This is a genomic window from Labrenzia sp. PHM005, from assembly GCF_006517275.1.
Taxonomy (GTDB): Bacteria; Pseudomonadota; Alphaproteobacteria; order Rhizobiales; family Stappiaceae; genus Roseibium.
The window spans coordinates 1597837-1615629 of sequence record NZ_CP041191.1 but is presented as its reverse complement, the minus strand read 5'-3'; the positions used below and the strand labels follow the sequence as shown (position 1 = coordinate 1615629).

Below are 17793 nucleotides of genomic sequence, written 5' to 3'. Positions count from 1 at the left end.
CGGTTTACGAACAATTTGTCAACCTCAGCGCCGATAAGGCGCATCCCATTGACGTAACAATTCGTTCCCAGCTGAAACGCGCGAAGCAGGATTAGCCCTGACGTGCCTTAAAGCGCGGGTTTTTCTTGTTGATGATGTAAACGCGGCCCTTACGGCGGACCATGCGGTTGTCCCGGTGACGGGTCATCAACGCTTTGAGCGAGTTCTTGATCTTCATGTCACTGTCCCCGTGGGGTCGTTTTCTACTTCAAACTAAATGAGCGCCCAAGGCGCTCACATCCTCAACCAGTTTCCGGAAAGTTGCTGCAGTCTTCTGCGCTAGTCTTCCAGTCACCTACGCATCTTGATCAGATCAATCAGCGTAATAATGGTGGGCGTGACAGGGATTGAACCTGTGACCCCTTCGATGTCAACGAAGTGCTCTCCCGCTGAGCTACACGCCCGAATTTCTTCGGCCACCGGCGCCCCAACGCCGTGGTGGGGTGCGATATAGCGGGGATCGAAAACCAGTGCAACCCCCTTTTCACTGAACTGTCAAAAAATCCTGTGCACCGGATAACCCTACTGATTGGCGCTCTCAAGCAGCCAGCATCCGCTCCACTTCCTGAACCAAATCTTTGAGATGGAACGGTTTTGACAGGACCTTGGCATCCTTCGGCGCGTCCGATTCCGGATTGAGCGCAACCGCTGCAAAACCGGTGATGAACATCACTTTCAGATCCGGGTCCAGCTGCGTCGCGCGGCGCGCCAGCTCGATGCCATCCATTTCTGGCATGACGATGTCCGTCAAAAGAAGTGAAAACGGCTCTTCACGCAATCTTTCATATGCGCTTTTGCCGTTGTCGAAGGACACGACATCATGCCCGGCATTTTCCAAAGCCTTCGCCAGGAAGCGGCGCATGTCATTATCATCTTCGGCAAGCAGGATTCGCGACATAGTGGGCAACCAATTTCCTTTGAATTCGCGGAGCGATTAAACCTTTTGCCGGTTATAGCCCGAAATCAAAAGAAAGATAGGAAGAATTGGTTGTCCTAAGCTTTTGACCGAACCACTGTGGACTGTGTGTTGATTCCTTGGCACCATAGGATATCGCCTTAGCCGGGACATTGAATTTGACAAGCTTACCACCAAGCACCTCGAATGCCCTGTTTGATACCGACTTCAACGGCCTGCCCGCATTCGAAGTTTTATGCCCCGCAGATCAACGGCTTCCCTTCGTTTTCAATTCGCCACATTCTGGACGGCAATACCCGGAAAGTTTTCTAGCCGCCTCCCGTTTGGACGAACAGTCGATCCGGCGCTCTGAAGATGCCTATGTGGATGACCTGTTTGCACATGTGGTGCCACTGGGTGCTCCCATGCTTAGAGCGCATTTCCCGCGGGCCTATCTGGATGTTAACCGGGAGCCCTATGAGCTCGATCCCAAGATGTTCGATGGCCGCTTGCCGTCCTATGCCAATATCCGCTCAATACGGGTCGCAGGCGGTTTGGGAACGATTGCCAGGATCGTCAGCGAAAACTACGAGATCTATAAACACAAACTCCCGGTGGAAGAGGCTCTTGGCCGCGTTGAAGCGATTTACAAGCCATATCATTCCACTCTTCGGCGGCTTTTGGCGCAAACACATGTGACCTTTGGCCATGCCGTCCTGATCGACTGCCACTCCATGCCGTCCAGCGTAAAATGCCAGTCCACGGACAGCCGGCCGGATTTCATTCTTGGTGACCGCTATGGCACCAGCTGCAACAGCGACTTAACCGACTTTGCTTTTGAAGCCTTGCGAAACAAAGGCTACAGCGTTAGCCGGAACAAACCCTATGCTGGCGGCTTTATTACAGAACACTATGGCCGGCCCTCGAGCGGCCTGCATGCTCTGCAGATCGAAATCAATCGCGGCCTCTATATGGATGAAACGACGCAGAAGCCTACGGACGGCTTCGGTCAGCTGTTCCACGATCTCAAGGATTTTGTCCGCGAGCTCACCGCCATGCCGGATGCTGGCCTGATCGCGGATCCGATCGCGGCCGAATAGCTCCTTCGTTAAATCGAATAAAAAAAAAGGCCGCACTCAAAAGAGGCGGCCGAAGTCTAGGGAGGAAACGCCCAAGGAGGGCGATGCGACAGAAAACTCTATCGCACCGCAATAAGATTGCATTGCATCGCACAAATTACAAGCCTATAAGCGATTACTTCATGCTCAAAATATGAGCATTCGTTCAGGTATTTCGATATCTTTTTTTGCAATTCAAGTTATAAAACAGTCACCTGGCGCCACTATCAACCATAAACCCACTTTATTGGCCGGAGGAACCATGTCCATGCCGCTTGCTGCCAGCATCAACCCGCTGGCTCCGTTTCTTGATCAGCTCGCCGATGCCGCCAGCGCTGCGATCATGCCGCACTTCCGGCAGGGGTTTTCGGTCGTCAACAAACTGGAGAGCGGCTTCGACCCAGTGACCATCGCCGACAAGAACGGCGAAACGGCCATGCGCGCCCTGATCAATCAACATCATCCAGATCACGGCATCCTGGGTGAAGAGCATGGCGCGGAAAACCTGGAAGCCGATCTCGTCTGGGTGCTGGATCCGATTGACGGCACACGCGCCTTTATCACCGGCCTTCCGACATGGGGCTGCCTAATCGGGCTTCGCTCTGAGGGCAAACCCAGCCTCGGCATGATGGCCCAGCCTTATATTGGCGAACGCTTCAGCGGCGATGGCCAGCGCGCCTGGTATCAGGGACCATTGGGATCGAAAGATCTCAAGACACGGCCCTGCGCCTCCTTGAAAGAGGCAACGCTGTTCACAACCACGCCAGCGCTGTTTTCGAAAACAGAACGGCCCGCCTTTGACCGACTTGAAGCTGAAGCGCAACTTACCCGCTACGGCACCGACTGTTATGCTTATTGCATGGTGGCCGCCGGGCATGGAGATGCGGTGATTGAATCCGGACTGCAAGCCTATGATATTGTGGCCCTGGTGCCGATCATAGAAGGCGCCGGCGGCGTTGTCACCACCTGGACAGGCGGTTCACCAGCTGAGGGCGGGCAAATTGTCGCTTCCGGAGACCCGCGGCTGCACGACATTCTTCTGAAGGAACTCTCCAAAGCAGCTGACTAGCACCTAAGGAAGACCGGCATAAGGACGAAAGCCTTCAGTTCGCGCCGGTTTTCTTCAGTTCCAGATCTGCTTCATATCCTGGAATAAACGCATCGAATGCCGCCCAGACCTGGTCGCGGTAGGCATCAGCCTCCATGAGCAGTTCGTGCTCTGCTCCTGGGATTTCGATATAGGCGGCCGTTTTCGTCCGCGAGACGAACTCCTCAATGGCAGGTGTGGACACGATCCGGTCACGCCCGGCGGCCAAGATGACACACGGCAGTTTGATTTCCGGCCCAGCGCGGCGCTTGCGCAACGACATCATCGCCGCCCTGGCCGCATTCAGCCAGCCCATCGTCGCAGATCCAATACCGAGTTCTGGATGGTCTTCAAGCACTTTTGAAAACCGTCGAAAGCGCTGCCTGTCGGAGGTTTGCCGGTTGGTGTCGAACGGCACCGTAACCTTGTTGTTTCCACCTGGAACATAAAGCCGGCCAAGCAACAGCCAGGAACAAATCCGTGCAATAGGAAACCCGATCGTCTCTGTGATGCTTGTTGTTGCAGACCGGGCTGCTTTCAATGGATGCTTTCCCAAAAAACCGAGGGTTAGGATCCGCAAGGCTTTCCGCCCCAGCGGCAGAAAGTCTCCGCCCCAGTCTTCCGCGGCAAGGCCCAGCAGCGGCGCTGTGATCACCGCACGGTCCAGCATTGTCCGGAGGCGATGCGAACCGGTGAGCAAAATCAAGCCGCCGGTTGAATGGGCAAGTGCAAAATGAGGTCCGGGATATGTTGCGAGCGAAATTTCTTTCAAGATTGTCAAAAGATCGATCTGATACTTTTTGAAGCTGGACACATGTCCACGGAACGGGCTGCGGGTCAGCCGGTCTGATCCTCCCTGCCCCCGCCAATCGAACGCTACAACGGCAAACCCACGCGCTCGGAGATCAGAGACAACTTCGAAGTATTTCTCGATAAACTCCGCACGCCCCTGAAGCAGGGTGACCGTGCCGCGATGCGGTGCTCCCAAGGCAGGCCAATGCGCATAGCGCAACTTGATCCGGTCTTTCGTTTCAAGAAATCCCGAAACGCCCCCGTCCGGGACGGGATTGTCCTTGGTATCAATCAGGCTCATGACAGTCCGATTCGCGTGTTGTTTCCCAAGTGATAATCTGCTGCCCTTGCGTCCACAACAAACTTCAGGCCGGCTTTTGAAAAAGCCGGCCTCTGAAATGCAGTTTCTTGGCCTTACCAGCTGTAGTTCCAATCGAAGCGGGGACCAAGCGGACGGCTTCGAACTATATGCGCATTGCGCGAATCGACCACCAGCCGCATGGGGAATCCGCGCCAGCCATGTGCTTTGATGATGTACATCGGTCCGCGACGGTCAATGATCTTGATCCGGTAGAATCCGCGATGGCGCAGGCTGCGCCGTATCTGGCGCGGCCCCATTGCATGATGATGACGGCCATGACCACCGCGCCATCCCTTTCCCGGACCACGGCGGTGATCGACGTTGACAATATGTTCGGCTTGAGATGCTGGAATTGCTCCCTTGCCGGAAAGTGGCATTGCCTGCGCCCCCGAAACCGCGCCAGCCGCCATAACAAAAACGGCAGCTACAACTGGGGCAGTAAATTTCCTGGAAATCTCTTTGCTGAAGGAATTGATCATCTTGCATCTCCTCACTCCGTCAGCCCCGCGCTGACGTTGTCTGAAGAATGGCTGAGACCGATTGAACCGAAGCGGAAGACCTTGTTCATCTCCGGTTCATCCAGGCAAAAATGAACGCAAAAGAACCCCCTTGAATTCAAAAACAGGAATGCCCACCTGATGAATTGCAGGCGCCAAATTGGGTCTGCACCGCGAGCCGGTCCTGCCAATGATGGGGGACAGAGGTCCGCAAAAACACATGAAGTATAAGTTGCTCAAAGAGAGGACAGACCATGCGTCACTTCGACTTTTCTCCGCTCCACAGGTCAACCATCGGCTTTGACCGCCTGTTTTCAATGCTGGATGCAGCTGGCAGCGAAACACCAAGTTATCCGCCCTATAACATCGAACGTACTGGCGAGAATTCCTACCGCATTACCATGGCGGTTGCCGGGTTCGCTGAAGACGAACTTTCTGTAGAAGCCAAAGAACACGTTCTAACGATCAAGGGCGAAAAGGGCGAAGAGCCCGCCGATCGTGAAATTCTTTACCGCGGCATTGCTTCGCGGACCTTTGAACGCCGTTTCCAAATCGCAGAACATGTCCGCGTGAACGGTGCCAGCCTCGAAAATGGCCTTCTACACGTGGACCTTGTCCGTGAACTGCCGGAAGCCATGAAACCGCGCAAGATCGAGATCACATCTGGCGCAGCAAAACAGCTTGAAACCACCGCACACTGACCCCGCAGCTTTCCCCTCAAGCTGACAGCGGTGGCGAGGCGCCTGACTTTCAGGCGCCTCTTTTTGATGTCAGAAGTCTTATGTCACTGAACTTCGGACAAGACTGTCAAAAACGCTTCAACCTCTTCCTCGGCCGTCGCAAAACTGCACACCAGCCGCAAGCAGACTTCATCGTCCTTCGGAGAAAGATTATCGCCCAGGTCCTTAGCAGGCCATTCGTAGAGCTTTGCCCCAGCTCGTTCCAAGGCTTCGAACTGCGATCTCTTTAGTATCGGAAACAGCTCATTGGCTTCCACTGGCCATGCGGTCCGCCCACCGGCTGCCCGGATGCCTTCCGCGAGCTTCAAGGCCATGTCGTTGGCGTGATTTGCCGTTTCCAGCCAGCTGTCGTTTTCAAAGTAACCATCGAATTGCGCGGCAACAAAACGGCTCTTGGAAAACAGGTGCCCGCCGCGTTTGCGGAAATATTCAAAACCTTTGGCTGCTTCCAAATCAAAGAAAACAACTGCCTCTGCGCACCAGCAGCCGTTCTTTGTTGCGCCAAATGAGAGCACATCGACGCCAGACTTCCAGGTCATATCTGCCGCCGAACATCCAAGTGTCGCCAGCGCATTGGCAAACCGTGCGCCGTCCATATGCAAGGGAACGTTCCGCGACTGGGCGACGTCTTTCAGAGCAGCGATTTCATCCAGAGTGTAGACAGTTCCGCTTTCCGTGGCCTGGCTGATCGATACGCTGGCAACTTGTCCGTGATGCACAACACCGTCCGGAAAAGCTTCCATGGCGTCCCGCAGGGCGTCCGGAGTGAATTTGCCATTCGCCCCCGAAACGGAAACAAGCTTACCGCCGCTGGTCATAAATTCAGGGCAATTGCATTCATCGACCTGGATATGCGAATCGCGATGGCAGAAGATGGCTCCGCCAGGCTTTGCATAGGCCGCCAGCGCAAGGGAGTTGGCAGCTGTCCCGGTCGCAACGAAATAGACAGCCACCTCCCGCTCAAAAATCTCATTGAATTTCTGAGAAATACTCTCGGTTAGCGGATCTGTCCCATACGCCGGAGCGAACCCACTGTTGTGGCGGGAGAGCGCCGACATCACCGCCGGAGCCGCACCCGCCCAATTGTCACTAGCAAAATTCATCAGGCCGTTAAATCACCACGAACAATGGCCGGCAACTGAAATCCTAGTAGTACATTTCCCGTTTTCGGTATTGGGCCCCAAGAAGAGTATCTAGGGAGAAAAGACCCCCACCTTTGAGAGTAGGCACGAGCAACAGGAAGATCCAGAGCAAACGATCATCCAAGATTTTCGCATAAGGGTCGCCATCAAAGAATGCACCGATTGTCTTGGCATCCGCACCGTGACCAGTGATGTCGACATAACTCATCACAAGAATGAAAACGATCATGCCGAGGCTTGCGGCTCGGGTGAACAGGCCGATCACGACCAGAATTGGCAGAATGAACTCGCCCCAAGTTCCCAAAAGCACAATCAAGCCATAAGGGAAAAAAGCGATCTGGCTGGTGTCGTAACTTACTTGCTCCATCAGAGCGGGCAGCATTTGCGCATAAGCGCCTGCAGTCGGCGTAAAGATATTCATGATGCTTCCGCCGATTTTCGTCAGGGCGGAATTCCAAAAGAATTGGAACAAAATGGCTGCGAAAATCACCCTGGACGCCAGACTGAGGAACCACCCTTCGGTAACGCGCTCCAACGTATTAAAAACAATCGCATAGAGCCGCACGCACAAACCAATAATCATACCCATCATCGTCTCTTTTCTTGTTTCTCACCGGACCGGGCGTCAGGTTGCCTCGGGCCGGTATAAATCAGCAAACGCCCCATTTGTTAGTAAGTCCGACAAACAGTCGGAAAGTGGAAAATCAGCATTGTTGGACAGTGCTGCGTCCGCTGCCTCTCCGAGAGTCTTCCCAGAAAGCAAGCAGCTTGAAAACTCATCGGCACCTGCCAGCAACAGGTGCACGTCCACATCAAATTCCGGCCGTGTTACCAAGACAGTCTGACCGGCCGACAAGTCGATTTCGGCCTGCGCTCCCTTTTCAAATCGGTTGATCCGCACCAGATCCCAAACCGGCCACTCCGACGTCAACAGCGCCGCCGCGGCATGTCTGACAAACTTGACGGATCCAAGCTCTTCCGGCGGGACCGCTCCCAGAACAGCAGGTTCCAGAACCGGAATGTCTGCCGCGTGATAGGCCTGCCCCCATGCCCACTCCAGACGCGCGACGTCACCGAGATAAGGATAGGATGCCAGAGGCGGAAAGGCCGCGATAAAATCCGCAAACTCAGCCCCGTACCACATCAGGACCGGGTTTCGCGGCGGATGGTCCATGACGAACGCACGGGCCAGCGCAGAAAAATATTCATCGCCCAGCAGATTCTTGATGGCCGGAAAAGTCTCGCCCAGCGCTTCACACAGGCTGACAACAACATTGTTCCGGTAAACATTGAAACGCTTGGCATCTGGTTGCCCGTCCGGCCCGATTACACCCTCGGGCGTTCCGACGGATGGATCAAACAAGGCATCGCCGAAGCCACCGGTGGATACCTTCGGCACTGTAGACTGAACGCTCATCTTACCCGGCGGCCCTATATTCGGCTTCGTCAGCCCGGGATAGGATCTCACCGGCTGCCTGAGCCTCTTTGAGAAGAACGGGCCAGGCTGGCACATCATTATCCCATTCTATGAGGGTCGGCAGAGCGCCATTTTGCTGAATGACCGTTTCAAAAAGTGCCCAGACGGCATCATCGACAGCCCGGTCATGGGCATCGATCAGAAGCGGCCTGCCAGCCTCATCGACATCCGGCGCATGTCCGCCAAGATGAATTTCACCGACAAGGTGAACCGGAAAGTCTGCGAGATAACTTTCCGCGGACCGCGCGTGATTGGTGCAGGACACATAGACATTGTTAACGTCGAGCAGGAGCCCACATCCGGTTCTTCGAGTGACTTCCTTCAGAAAATCCAGCTCACTCATGGTGCTTTGAGCAAAAGCGACATAGGTCGATGGATTTTCCAGGAGCATCTGACGACCGACAACATCCTGCACTTCGTCAATATGATCACACACGCGATTGAGCGTTGCCTCGTCATAGGGAACCGGCAACAGGTCATTGTAGAAGGTCGTGTCATGGGTCGACCAGGCAAGATGCTCTGAAAACAGGCCCGGCTCATACCGCCGGTTCAAATCAGCAAGGCGTTGAAGATGTTTTTTGTCTAGAGGCTGTTCTCCGCCAATCGACAATCCGACTCCATGAAGAGACAACGGATAAGCATCGCGGATCGCGGTCAATTGCTGGTGCGGACGGCCACCGGCACCCATATAGTTTTCCGCATGAACTTCGAAAAAACCAATCTGAGGACGATTTTCCAGAATCTCAGCGACATGCTCTGCCTTCAGACCCGCCCCGGGCAATTTTGGAACCGCAGAAGCAGCGCCGAATTTCAGATTGCTCAGAGTGTCGGACTGCATGGTAATCTCCTGCACCCATATGAATGTGTCAGGCGGGCGGTACAAACCGCCAGCCTGAATTGGATCAACCAGCTCGCTGCCCTGGCTGACAAATGGGTCAGGCTTCCGGCAGATCCCGGTCCAGTTCGGTCAAAGAGCCTTTGCGGCCGTCCGGCAGCTCCATAGATACACAAGTTCCCTTTGGAACAAGCGTCCAGGCATTACCCTGATAATCCACTGTGGACGTGCCTGCACATGTGGTGCCTGCACCAGCTTTACAGTCATTTTGACCTTTCAAGGACACCCCATAGCATTTTTCTTTTGCCTGGGCATGGGCCGGCGTCGTGGACGTTGCGGTCAAACCGGCAACTGCGGTCGCCACGGCTCCTGCAACGATGGCTGCAGACATAGCCTTGTGCTTCATTTCAAACTCCTCTGGTCAAATACAATTCACTGCAACAAACGCCGATCCCAGGCGAAAGCCGCTACGGAAATTACATGGCCGTTATATTGATCAATGGGAAATCAAACGCCTGTGACTCGTTTGCGAGCAAGCCAATAAAACACAGCAAACGAAAGATTCTTACTCAAACACCTCCAAAATTGACCATTACGGACGAATGGCACTTTGCGCGCGAAACAATTATAATAGCGACAAAGAAACACACTTGCCCCTTGCTGCGAAATCTGTCATGTTCGCGCCGCCTGGAATAGGACAGGGATACTGTCCCATTTGAATTGAGGGAATTTCTGCCAGTTCTCTGGCAACCAAGGAACAAAATCAGGCGGCCGCTTGCATGGTCCTAATTGGACCAAAAGCAAGGTGAAACAAATGTGTTTCAGCAGCAATTTTGAAGGTGCTGCGGCAATGCGGCGGTTTGCGAGAAGCGATCGTCGCGGTTAATACATCGACAGAGCCGGGGCTGGAGCCAGGGTTCACCGAGCCGCATTCTTGATGGAGTGCGACCCGAACGAAACCGGACGCTCCAAACGACGGCAGACACTGGGGTAACAGTGAGGGCGCACATGACGAATAAAGAGCTGACGACCAGCACAGCCATGCAAGACGGTAGCGCGGAGACAAAAACCGCCGCAACCGCGACACTTGCCGATCGACTGGGCACGGCCGCCGACAAAGGGCTCTACAATCCGTCGCGCGAACACGATGCCTGTGGTGTTGGCTTTGTCGCCCATATGAAAGGCGAAAAGTCTCATAAGATTGTTGCCGATGGCCTGCAGGTTCTGGAGAACCTAACCCACCGCGGCGCAGTCGGTGCCGACCCGTTGATGGGCGACGGTGCCGGAATGCTGGTTCAGATCCCGCACAGCTTCTATTCAGAAGAAATGGAAGCCGCCGGCACTCCAATTCCGGATTTTGGCGGCTACGGCGTTGCCTTCATTTTCATGCCTCAGGATGATGCCCTTCGCGCCAAATGCGAAGAAATCGTCGAACGTGTTATCAAGAACGAAGGTCAAGAACTGATTGGCTGGCGGGACGTGCCGGTCGACAACTCTTCTCTTTCCAAAGCACCGGACATTGCCGCAACCGAGCCGGTTTCCCGTCAGGTCTTTATCAAGCGCAGTGAAAGCGAAGACCAGGACGCGTTCGAGCGGAAACTATTTGTCCTGCGAAAGGTCATCTCTAATACGGTCCGTGCCGAAACAGATGCGGTCACCAAGGGCTTCTATATTGTTTCCCTGTCCAGCCAGACCGTCGTTTATAAGGGCATGTTCCTCGCCTATCAGCTCGGCGCTTATTACGCTGACCTAAAGGACGAGCGCTTCATCTCCGCTCTTGCCCTGGTCCACCAGCGCTTTTCAACCAACACCTTCCCGTCCTGGGATCTGTCGCACCCTTATCGGATGGTGGCGCACAATGGTGAGATCAACACCCTGCGTGGCAACGTCAATTGGATGGCGGCCCGCCAGGCTTCTGTGTCCTCTGCGCTGATTGGCGACGATATTTCCAAGCTCTGGCCGATATCTTATGAAGGCCAGTCGGATACGGCGTGTTTCGACAATGCGCTCGAATTCCTGGTGATGGGCGGTTATTCGCTGGCCCATGCAGCGATGATGCTGATCCCGGAAGCCTGGGCCGGCAATCCGCTGATGGATGACAACCGCCGCGCTTTCTACGAATACCACGCGGCCCTGATGGAGCCGTGGGACGGACCGGCTGCTGTTGCCTTTACCGATGGCCGTCAGATTGGCGCGACGCTGGACCGGAATGGCCTGCGTCCGGCCCGTTACATCGTCACCGAAGACGATTTCGTCATCATGTCGTCCGAAGTCGGCGTTCTACCGGTCGAAGAAGAGAAAATCGTTCAGAAATGGCGCCTGCAGCCGGGCAAAATGCTGCTGATCGACCTGGAAGAAGGCCGCATCGTATCTGACGACGAAATTAAGCGGCAGCTGTCGACAGCCAATCCTTATAAGGACTGGCTGCACAAGACCCAGATCGTTCTGGAAGACCTGCCAGGCGTTCGTCAGCTAGCTCCGGTCGCCGGTGAAAGCCTGCTCGACCGCCAGCAGGCCTTTGGTTACACTCAAGAAGACATCAAACTTCTGATGACGCCGATGGCAACCGTCGGTCAGGAAGCCATTGGCTCCATGGGCACAGACACGCCAATTTCGGCGTTGTCCGACAAGTCGAAGCTGCTTTACACATACTTCAAGCAGAACTTCGCACAGGTCACCAACCCGCCGATCGATCCGATCCGCGAAGAACTGGTGATGAGCCTTGTGTCCTTCATTGGGCCGCGCCCGAATATCTTCGATCTCAAGGGTCTATCGACCTCAAAACGCCTGGAAGTCCGCCAGCCGATCCTGACCAACGAAGATCTGGAAAAGATCCGCGCCATCGGCGACATCGCCGACAACCAGTTCTCCGCCAAGACCCTGGACATCACCTACAAAGCCGAAAAAGGCGCCGAGGGGATGGACAAAGCTCTTGCAGCCCTGTGCGAACGCGCCGAAAAAGCGGTTCTGGACGGGGACAACATCATCATCTTGTCCGATCGCATGATCAGCCGGTCCCGGATTGCGATCCCAGCCTTGCTGGCGACCGCGGCCGTGCACCATCATCTGATCCGCAAGGGTCTGCGCACCTCTGTCGGCCTGGTTGTTGAAACCGGTGAAGCCCGCGAAGTGCATCACTTCTGTGTTCTGGCCGGCTTCGGTGCGGAAGCGATCAATCCGTACCTCGCCTTCGAAACGCTTCTGTCCATGCACATGGAGATGGATTTCCCTGAAGAAGTCGATCAATACGAAGTGGTCGAGCGTTATATCAAATCTATCGACAAGGGCATCTTGAAGGTCATGTCCAAGATGGGCATTTCGACCTACCAGTCCTACTGCGGCGCGCAAATCTTCGATGCCGTTGGTCTGTCATCCGAATTCGTTGAAAAATATTTCTTCGGCACCGCGACCATGATCGAAGGCATCGGCCTTGGCGAAGTGGCGGCAGAAACCGTCCTGCGTCATGCAGAAGCCTTTGGCGACGTCGCTATCCTCCGCCGATCGCTGGATGTTGGCGGTGAATATGCTTACCGGACCCGCGGCGAAAGCCATATGTGGACGCCGGACTCCATCGCAAATCTGCAGCATGCTGTTCGTGCCAATTTGCCGGAGATGTACCGTGCGTTCGCCAAGGAAGTGAACGAGGAGAGCGGACGTTTCGCAATCCGTGGTCATTTCCGCATCAAGAGTGCCGAAGAGATTGGCCGCAAGGAAATCGACATCACCGAAGTCGAATCCGCTGACAGCATCGTCAAGCGGTTCGTCACCGGCGCCATGTCCTTCGGATCGATCTCCAAGGAAGCACACTCCAGTCTTGCGATTGCCATGAACAAGATTGGTGGCAAGTCGAACACCGGTGAAGGTGGTGAGGAGCCGGAGCGCTTCAACCCGCTGCCCGATGGCTCGATGAACCCGCAGCGCTCGGCAATCAAGCAAGTGGCGTCTGGGCGTTTCGGCGTGACCACGGAATATCTGGTCAACTCCGACATGATCCAGATTAAGGTTGCCCAGGGCGCAAAACCGGGTGAAGGCGGTCAGCTGCCGGGTCACAAGGTCGATGCGGTAATCGCAAAAGTCCGCCACTCGACTCCGGGTGTTGGCCTGATTTCACCACCGCCACACCACGACATTTATTCGATCGAAGATCTGGCTCAGCTGATCTACGATCTGAAGAACGTCAATCCGGTGTCCGACATTTCCGTCAAACTCGTATCGGAAGTTGGTGTTGGGACGGTTGCAGCTGGCGTCGCAAAGGCCCGCGCGGACCACATCACCATTTCCGGTTTTGATGGCGGCACGGGTGCTTCACCGCTGACATCGCTGAAGCATGCCGGTTCTCCGTGGGAGATCGGCCTCGCCGAAACCCAGCAAACCCTGGTTCTGAATGGACTTCGGTCCCGTGTTGCCTTGCAGGTCGACGGCGGCTTGCGGACTGGCCGCGACGTTATCGTCGGCGCGCTGCTCGGTGCGGATGAATTCGGCTTCTCCACAGCGCCTCTGATTGCAGCTGGCTGTCTGATGATGCGCAAGTGTCATCTGAACACCTGCCCGGTTGGCATCGCCACGCAGGATCCGGTTCTGCGTAAGCGCTTCAAAGGCACTCCGGAGCACGTGATCAACTACTTCTTCTATGTTGCGGAAGAAGTTCGCGAGATCATGGCCGCTCTTGGTATTGCCAAATTGGACGACCTCATTGGCCGCTCAGACTTCCTCGACAAGGAAGCCGCGCTTGACCACTGGAAAGCCAATGGCCTGGACTTCTCCCGGATCTTCTTCCAGCCGGAAGCAAAACCGGAAGAAACCCGCTGGACCGAACGGCAGGACCACCCGATTGTCGACATTCTCGACCGCCGCTTGATCGCAGCAGCCCAGCATACGCTCGACACCAAAGAACCGTCGGTCATTGAAGAGACCATCTGTTCTGTTGACCGCTCAGCCGGTGCGATGCTGTCCGGTGAAATCGCCAAACGCTATGGCAACAAGGGTCTGAAGAAACCAGATACCTTGACGGTCAAGCTGAAAGGAACAGCAGGTCAGGCATTTGGCGCATTTGTCGCCAAGGGCGTCACGATGGATCTGGAAGGCGATGCCAACGACTATGTCGGCAAGGGCCTTTCCGGCGGCAAGATCATTGTCCGCCCACCGGAAAACACTCGCATCGTTGCTGAAAACTCCATCATTGTCGGCAACACGGTGCTCTATGGCGCGACCGAAGGTGAGTGTTATTTCCGCGGTGTCGCGGGCGAGCGCTTTGCAGTGCGTAACTCCGGCGCAGTCGCGGTTGTTGAAGGCGTTGGCGACCATGGCTGTGAATATATGACTGGCGGCGTTGTCGTCGTTATCGGCCAAACCGGCAGGAACTTCGCAGCTGGCATGTCCGGCGGCATCGCTTACGTTCTCGATGAAGACGGCACCTTCGGCTCCCGCTGCAACCTTGCGATGGTCGAACTGGAGCCAGTCACCGAAGAAGACGACCTGCTTGAAAAGCTCCATCACCATGGCGGCGATATCGAGCACAAAGGCCGGGTTGACCTTTCCTGTGACATGACCCGTCACGACGATGAGCGCCTGCGCCAAATGCTGGCCAAGCACATCGAATTGACGGGCTCGGCCAAAGCCAAAGCCATCATCGAAGACTGGGCAACCCACCGTCCGAAGTTCGTGAAGGTCATGCCGGTCGAATACCGCCGTGCGCTGAGGGAAATGGAAGAACAGCGCCTCGGAATGGCCGCTGCTGAATAACCGGCACATAGAACAAATGGCTCTCGGCCGCTAACGCGGCCGATTGCAGCCACCTTGAGGACGCTAAAATTGAGGAGGTCACCTTGGGCAAGGTAACCGGTTTTTTGGAAATCGATCGGCAGGAACAGAAGTATCAGCCTGCCTCTGACCGAATCCGTCATTTCCGTGAATTCACGATCCCGCTCAACGATCAGGAAGTTGCCAACCAGGCAGCCCGCTGCATGGATTGCGGCATTCCGTTCTGTCACGGCCCGACCGGATGCCCGGTCAACAACCAGATCCCGGACTGGAACGATCTGGTGTTTCAGGGTGACTGGGACATCGCGCTTAGAAACCTGCATTCCACAAACAACTTCCCAGAGTTCACCGGCCGCATCTGCCCGGCTCCTTGTGAAGAGGCCTGCACGCTGAACCTGGAAGACATTCCGGTCAACATCAAAAGCGTGGAACAGGCGCTTGCCGACAAGGGTTGGGAAGAAGGCTGGATCGTGCCAGAACCGTCTGCCACCAAAACCGGCAAGGCCGTCGCCATCATCGGGTCCGGCCCCGCAGGTATGGCCGCGGCCCAACAGCTGGCCCGCGCCGGCCACACGGTGCATGTCTATGAGCGTGAACCGAAAGCCGGTGGTCTGCTGCGCTACGGCATCCCTGACTTCAAGATGGAAAAGCACTACATCGACCGGCGTGTCCAACAGATGGAAGCCGAAGGTGTCACCTTCCATTACAACGTCAATGTTGGTGTGACGGTCAGTATGGACGAGCTCGCCGAGCGCCACGATGCTGTAATTCTGTGCGCTGGCGCCGAGCGCCCGCGCGATCCGGGCGTTGAAGGCATGGATCTTCATGGCTGCCATTGGGCCATGGATTACCTTGTTCAGCAAAACCGCCGGGTAGGCAACGAACCGGGCGGCGACGAACCGCCGATCTGGGCGGGCGGCAAACATGTTGTCGTGATCGGCGGCGGCGACACCGCATCCGACTGTGTCGGTACAGCGTTCCGTCAAGGCGCTTTGTCTGTCACACAGCTCGATATCCGCCCGATCCCGCCGCTGAAAGAAGACAAGCTAACCATCTGGCCTTACTGGCCAACGAAGTTCCGCACGTCTTCGTCGCAAGCTGAAGGCGCCGAGCGCGAATTCTCTGCCGCAACGCTCGGCCTCGTTGCCGATGAAGATGGTGTTGTCACTGGGGTGAAATGCGCCCGCGTCGATGAAAAGCGCGTTCCAATCGAAGGAACGGAATTCATCCTGCGCGCAGATCTGGTGTTCGCGGCTATCGGCTTCTCCGGCCCCCGTCTCGACACCTACATCGCTCAAGCCGGTGACAAGTTGGAGCTGGATGGCCGCACCAACGTGAAGGCTAACACCGATGACTATAGAACGTCGATCGACAAGGTATTTGCCGCCGGTGATGTCCGCAAAGGTCAGTCGCTGGTGGTCTGGGCAATTCGCGAAGGCCGCCAGGCAGCCCGTTCAGTGGATGAATTCCTGACCGGGACAACAGACTTGCCGCGCTAAGCGGCTACAGAAAAACAAAAAAGGCCCGCCAGTATTCTGGCGGGCTTTTCTTTTGCCTAGAGCCTGTCGCACCTAATCGGATCCATTTGATGCGGAAAAACGGCTTCTTCGGCTAGGCGCGTTCGCGATACGCGATCTGGTTGATCGTGTGAGCGGCGCAACGCTGCCGACGGGCCGTTTTTGTGCACCCTTCTATATGAAAAGACATAAGAAAAAGGGCCGGGCCCATTTGCTCACTCGCGTCGTTGTTTTGCGCTTATGGTGATCACACCATTGCACGCAAAACGCCTAGCCAGAGATCAAATGTGTCACGGTCAAATGAAAGTAATGAGATGCGACAGGCTCTAGATCGTCGTCAGGAACCATTCGCGTTGGATAGTCCCAGCCTGGATAAATCTTCTTCTTTGGTGCGCGGATCATCGACACGCCCGCGGACAGGTGGCAATTGCTCACCTTCGACAAAGAAGCGGTAGGCCATACTGCCGGGGTCAATTTCCGCGTCATCTTCCCCGCCAAGAAGAAAGGCTTCCGGAGACGTGGTTCGTCCGGTCAAAACGATGAAGTTCGGGTCGTCTTCTACGCCTTCAAATGCAAGCCCGCCATACCCGCCAAGAAGCCGGGACAATTCCCGCTCTACGAAAAACGCCACTTTGCGGTATCCTGGCCAAGTGAAGCCAATCCTGTTTTTGGTGCGCAGCCGAGTGTTTTTGCCGTCTACATCAGGTCCGTAAGATGTATAGGACCCGTCTTCAGCCAAGAAGATGTCCCATAAGTCGACATATCGAACCCGCCGTTCCGCCGCAGCAGCTGAATAAATCGAATTCAGCTGGGTAAAGTCTCCATTGAGAAGTTCATCATTCGTTGGTGGCAAACCAACCCAGACAAGCGGAATCTTTTCCTGGCGCACGGTTCGCACCAAGGCGGAAACCTTGTTCCGATAGGCCTCCAACCACTCCCCGGTCATATACTCTATCGGCTCTTCGCCTGGGAAACTCTTATCCCGATCCCGCCAGCCAAGCATGACAACAACGGCTTTGACTTCGGCGCCGCGGATTCTGGACAGCACTTTCGTCGCCCAGACCGGCGGTGTTTCGCCAGCAAACCCCTGTTTGTCTTCGGTGATTTTCTCAATTTTGATCTTGGGCTGTTGGGCAAGTGTGAATCGAAGTCCGTCCGCTACGCCGCGGGCCATACGATCGCCAACCACCAGAATCAGCCCAGCATCCGGGTCCTTTTCTGTTTCCTCAAATTTTGGGGGTGTTCCCGCTGGCCGGCTGGGCGTCTTACGTTGTGTAGGTGCCTTTGTCTTTTTCCTGCGATCACCACCACCAAAAATTCGCCCCAAAGCCCGAAACGGATTGAAGCCGCCGCCGCTATTTTGGGCGACGACGATTTCTTGCTGGTTATTTGGAACAGAAGATTGAGCAATCGCCTTAGATAATTCCGGATGGCCGAAAAGCAACGCGACAACAGCAACGGCAGCCGTAAGCCGGGTTCGTCTCCGCCCTGCACAAAATCTGATTGATCTGAAGATCACCAGTTGCTTCCCGA

General features: G+C 55.5%; 15 protein-coding genes and 1 tRNA gene. 5 read left to right on the top strand and 11 right to left on the bottom strand.

Features of this window, described 5'->3' with window-relative positions:
* Positions 1-91: 91 nt before the first annotated feature.
* From ykgO to cpdR, 3 genes are all read right to left on the bottom strand, one after another.
* Entirely contained in the window at positions 92-217 is a 126-nt protein-coding gene (ykgO, locus tag FJ695_RS07340) for a type B 50S ribosomal protein L36 (RefSeq protein WP_006932207.1), read from the bottom strand.
* Positions 218-368: 151 nt separating this feature from the next.
* Positions 369-443, bottom strand: a tRNA-Val gene (locus FJ695_RS07335).
* Between the two features lie 134 nt (positions 444-577).
* The gene (cpdR, locus tag FJ695_RS07330) at positions 578-937 is read right to left on the bottom strand and encodes a cell cycle two-component system response regulator CpdR (RefSeq protein ID WP_141184824.1); all 360 of its coding nucleotides are present in this window, start codon (positions 935-937) and stop codon (positions 578-580) included.
* 209 nt (positions 938-1146) lie between these two features.
* On the opposite strand from cpdR, the gene FJ695_RS07325 reads away from it, so the two are divergent.
* Positions 1147-2034, top strand: a complete 888-nt coding sequence (locus FJ695_RS07325) for an N-formylglutamate amidohydrolase (RefSeq protein ID WP_141188622.1) — start codon at positions 1147-1149, stop codon at positions 2032-2034.
* Between the two features lie 280 nt (positions 2035-2314).
* A complete protein-coding gene (hisN, locus tag FJ695_RS07320; RefSeq protein ID WP_141184823.1) occupies positions 2315-3121 on the top strand; it encodes a histidinol-phosphatase in 807 nt (268 codons plus the stop codon).
* A 34-nt stretch (positions 3122-3155) separates the two neighbouring features.
* Here hisN and FJ695_RS07315 read toward each other — a convergent pair whose 3' ends face one another.
* On the bottom strand, positions 3156-4232 hold the full coding sequence (locus tag FJ695_RS07315; RefSeq protein WP_141184822.1) for an alpha/beta fold hydrolase: 1077 nt from the start codon (positions 4230-4232) through the stop codon (positions 3156-3158).
* Between the two features lie 113 nt (positions 4233-4345).
* Entirely contained in the window at positions 4346-4771 is a 426-nt protein-coding gene (locus tag FJ695_RS07310; protein ID WP_141184821.1) for a hypothetical protein, read from the bottom strand.
* Between the two features lie 272 nt (positions 4772-5043).
* Here FJ695_RS07310 and FJ695_RS07305 point away from each other — a divergent pair, with 272 nt between their 5' ends.
* Positions 5044-5490: an Hsp20 family protein gene (locus FJ695_RS07305; RefSeq protein WP_141184820.1), complete on the top strand. Its 447-nt coding sequence runs from the start codon at positions 5044-5046 to the stop codon at positions 5488-5490.
* 83 nt (positions 5491-5573) lie between these two features.
* On the opposite strand, the gene FJ695_RS07300 is transcribed toward FJ695_RS07305, so the two are convergent.
* The 5 genes from FJ695_RS07300 to FJ695_RS07280 all read right to left on the bottom strand — a co-directional run bounded on the left by FJ695_RS07300 (position 5574) and on the right by FJ695_RS07280 (position 9389).
* Positions 5574-6632 carry a low specificity L-threonine aldolase gene (locus FJ695_RS07300; RefSeq protein WP_141184819.1) on the bottom strand — a complete coding sequence of 353 codons (1059 nt, stop codon included), beginning with the start codon at positions 6630-6632 and terminating at the stop codon, positions 5574-5576.
* A 43-nt stretch (positions 6633-6675) separates the two neighbouring features.
* Positions 6676-7260, bottom strand: a complete 585-nt coding sequence (locus tag FJ695_RS07295; protein ID WP_247653851.1) for a DoxX family protein — start codon at positions 7258-7260, stop codon at positions 6676-6678.
* Positions 7261-7296: 36 nt separating this feature from the next.
* Positions 7297-8088 (bottom strand): DUF2063 domain-containing protein, encoded by a 792-nt coding sequence (locus FJ695_RS07290; protein WP_141184818.1) that lies wholly within the window; start codon positions 8086-8088, stop codon positions 7297-7299.
* Between the two features lies 1 nt (position 8089).
* Positions 8090-8986 carry a DUF692 domain-containing protein gene (locus FJ695_RS07285; protein WP_141184817.1) on the bottom strand — a complete coding sequence of 299 codons (897 nt, stop codon included), beginning with the start codon at positions 8984-8986 and terminating at the stop codon, positions 8090-8092.
* A 97-nt stretch (positions 8987-9083) separates the two neighbouring features.
* Positions 9084-9389 carry a DUF2282 domain-containing protein gene (locus FJ695_RS07280; RefSeq protein WP_141184816.1) on the bottom strand — a complete coding sequence of 102 codons (306 nt, stop codon included), beginning with the start codon at positions 9387-9389 and terminating at the stop codon, positions 9084-9086.
* A 602-nt stretch (positions 9390-9991) separates the two neighbouring features.
* Here FJ695_RS07280 and gltB point away from each other — a divergent pair.
* A complete protein-coding gene (gene gltB, locus FJ695_RS07275) occupies positions 9992-14725 on the top strand; it encodes a glutamate synthase large subunit (RefSeq protein WP_209010958.1) in 4734 nt (1577 codons plus the stop codon).
* Positions 14726-14808: 83 nt separating this feature from the next.
* Positions 14809-16242, top strand: a complete 1434-nt coding sequence (locus tag FJ695_RS07270) for a glutamate synthase subunit beta (protein ID WP_141184815.1) — start codon at positions 14809-14811, stop codon at positions 16240-16242.
* Between the two features lie 355 nt (positions 16243-16597).
* On the opposite strand, the gene FJ695_RS07265 is transcribed toward FJ695_RS07270, so the two are convergent.
* A complete protein-coding gene (locus FJ695_RS07265) occupies positions 16598-17779 on the bottom strand; it encodes a DUF459 domain-containing protein (protein ID WP_209010957.1) in 1182 nt (393 codons plus the stop codon).
* Positions 17780-17793 lie beyond the last annotated feature (14 nt).

Excerpts from the sequence above, each read along its gene's own strand:
- ykgO (WP_006932207.1), bottom strand. The coding sequence starts at position 217 with ATGAAGATCAAGAACTCGCTCAAAGCGTTGATGACCCGTCACCGGGAC.
- FJ695_RS07280 (WP_141184816.1), bottom strand. The coding sequence starts at position 9,389 with ATGAAGCACAAGGCTATGTCTGCAGCCATCGTTGCAGGAGCCGTGGCG.
- FJ695_RS07300 (WP_141184819.1), bottom strand. The coding sequence starts at position 6,632 with ATGAATTTTGCTAGTGACAATTGGGCGGGTGCGGCTCCGGCGGTGATG.
- FJ695_RS07310 (WP_141184821.1), bottom strand. The coding sequence starts at position 4,771 with ATGATCAATTCCTTCAGCAAAGAGATTTCCAGGAAATTTACTGCCCCA.
- FJ695_RS07295 (WP_247653851.1), bottom strand. The coding sequence starts at position 7,260 with ATGGGTATGATTATTGGTTTGTGCGTGCGGCTCTATGCGATTGTTTTT.
- FJ695_RS07285 (WP_141184817.1), bottom strand. The coding sequence starts at position 8,986 with ATGCAGTCCGACACTCTGAGCAATCTGAAATTCGGCGCTGCTTCTGCG.
- FJ695_RS07305 (WP_141184820.1), top strand. The coding sequence starts at position 5,044 with ATGCGTCACTTCGACTTTTCTCCGCTCCACAGGTCAACCATCGGCTTT.
- cpdR (WP_141184824.1), bottom strand. The coding sequence starts at position 937 with ATGTCGCGAATCCTGCTTGCCGAAGATGATAATGACATGCGCCGCTTC.
- gltB (WP_209010958.1), top strand. The coding sequence starts at position 9,992 with ATGACGAATAAAGAGCTGACGACCAGCACAGCCATGCAAGACGGTAGC.
- hisN (WP_141184823.1), top strand. The coding sequence starts at position 2,315 with ATGTCCATGCCGCTTGCTGCCAGCATCAACCCGCTGGCTCCGTTTCTT.
- FJ695_RS07315 (WP_141184822.1), bottom strand. The coding sequence starts at position 4,232 with ATGAGCCTGATTGATACCAAGGACAATCCCGTCCCGGACGGGGGCGTT.
- FJ695_RS07290 (WP_141184818.1), bottom strand. The coding sequence starts at position 8,088 with ATGAGCGTTCAGTCTACAGTGCCGAAGGTATCCACCGGTGGCTTCGGC.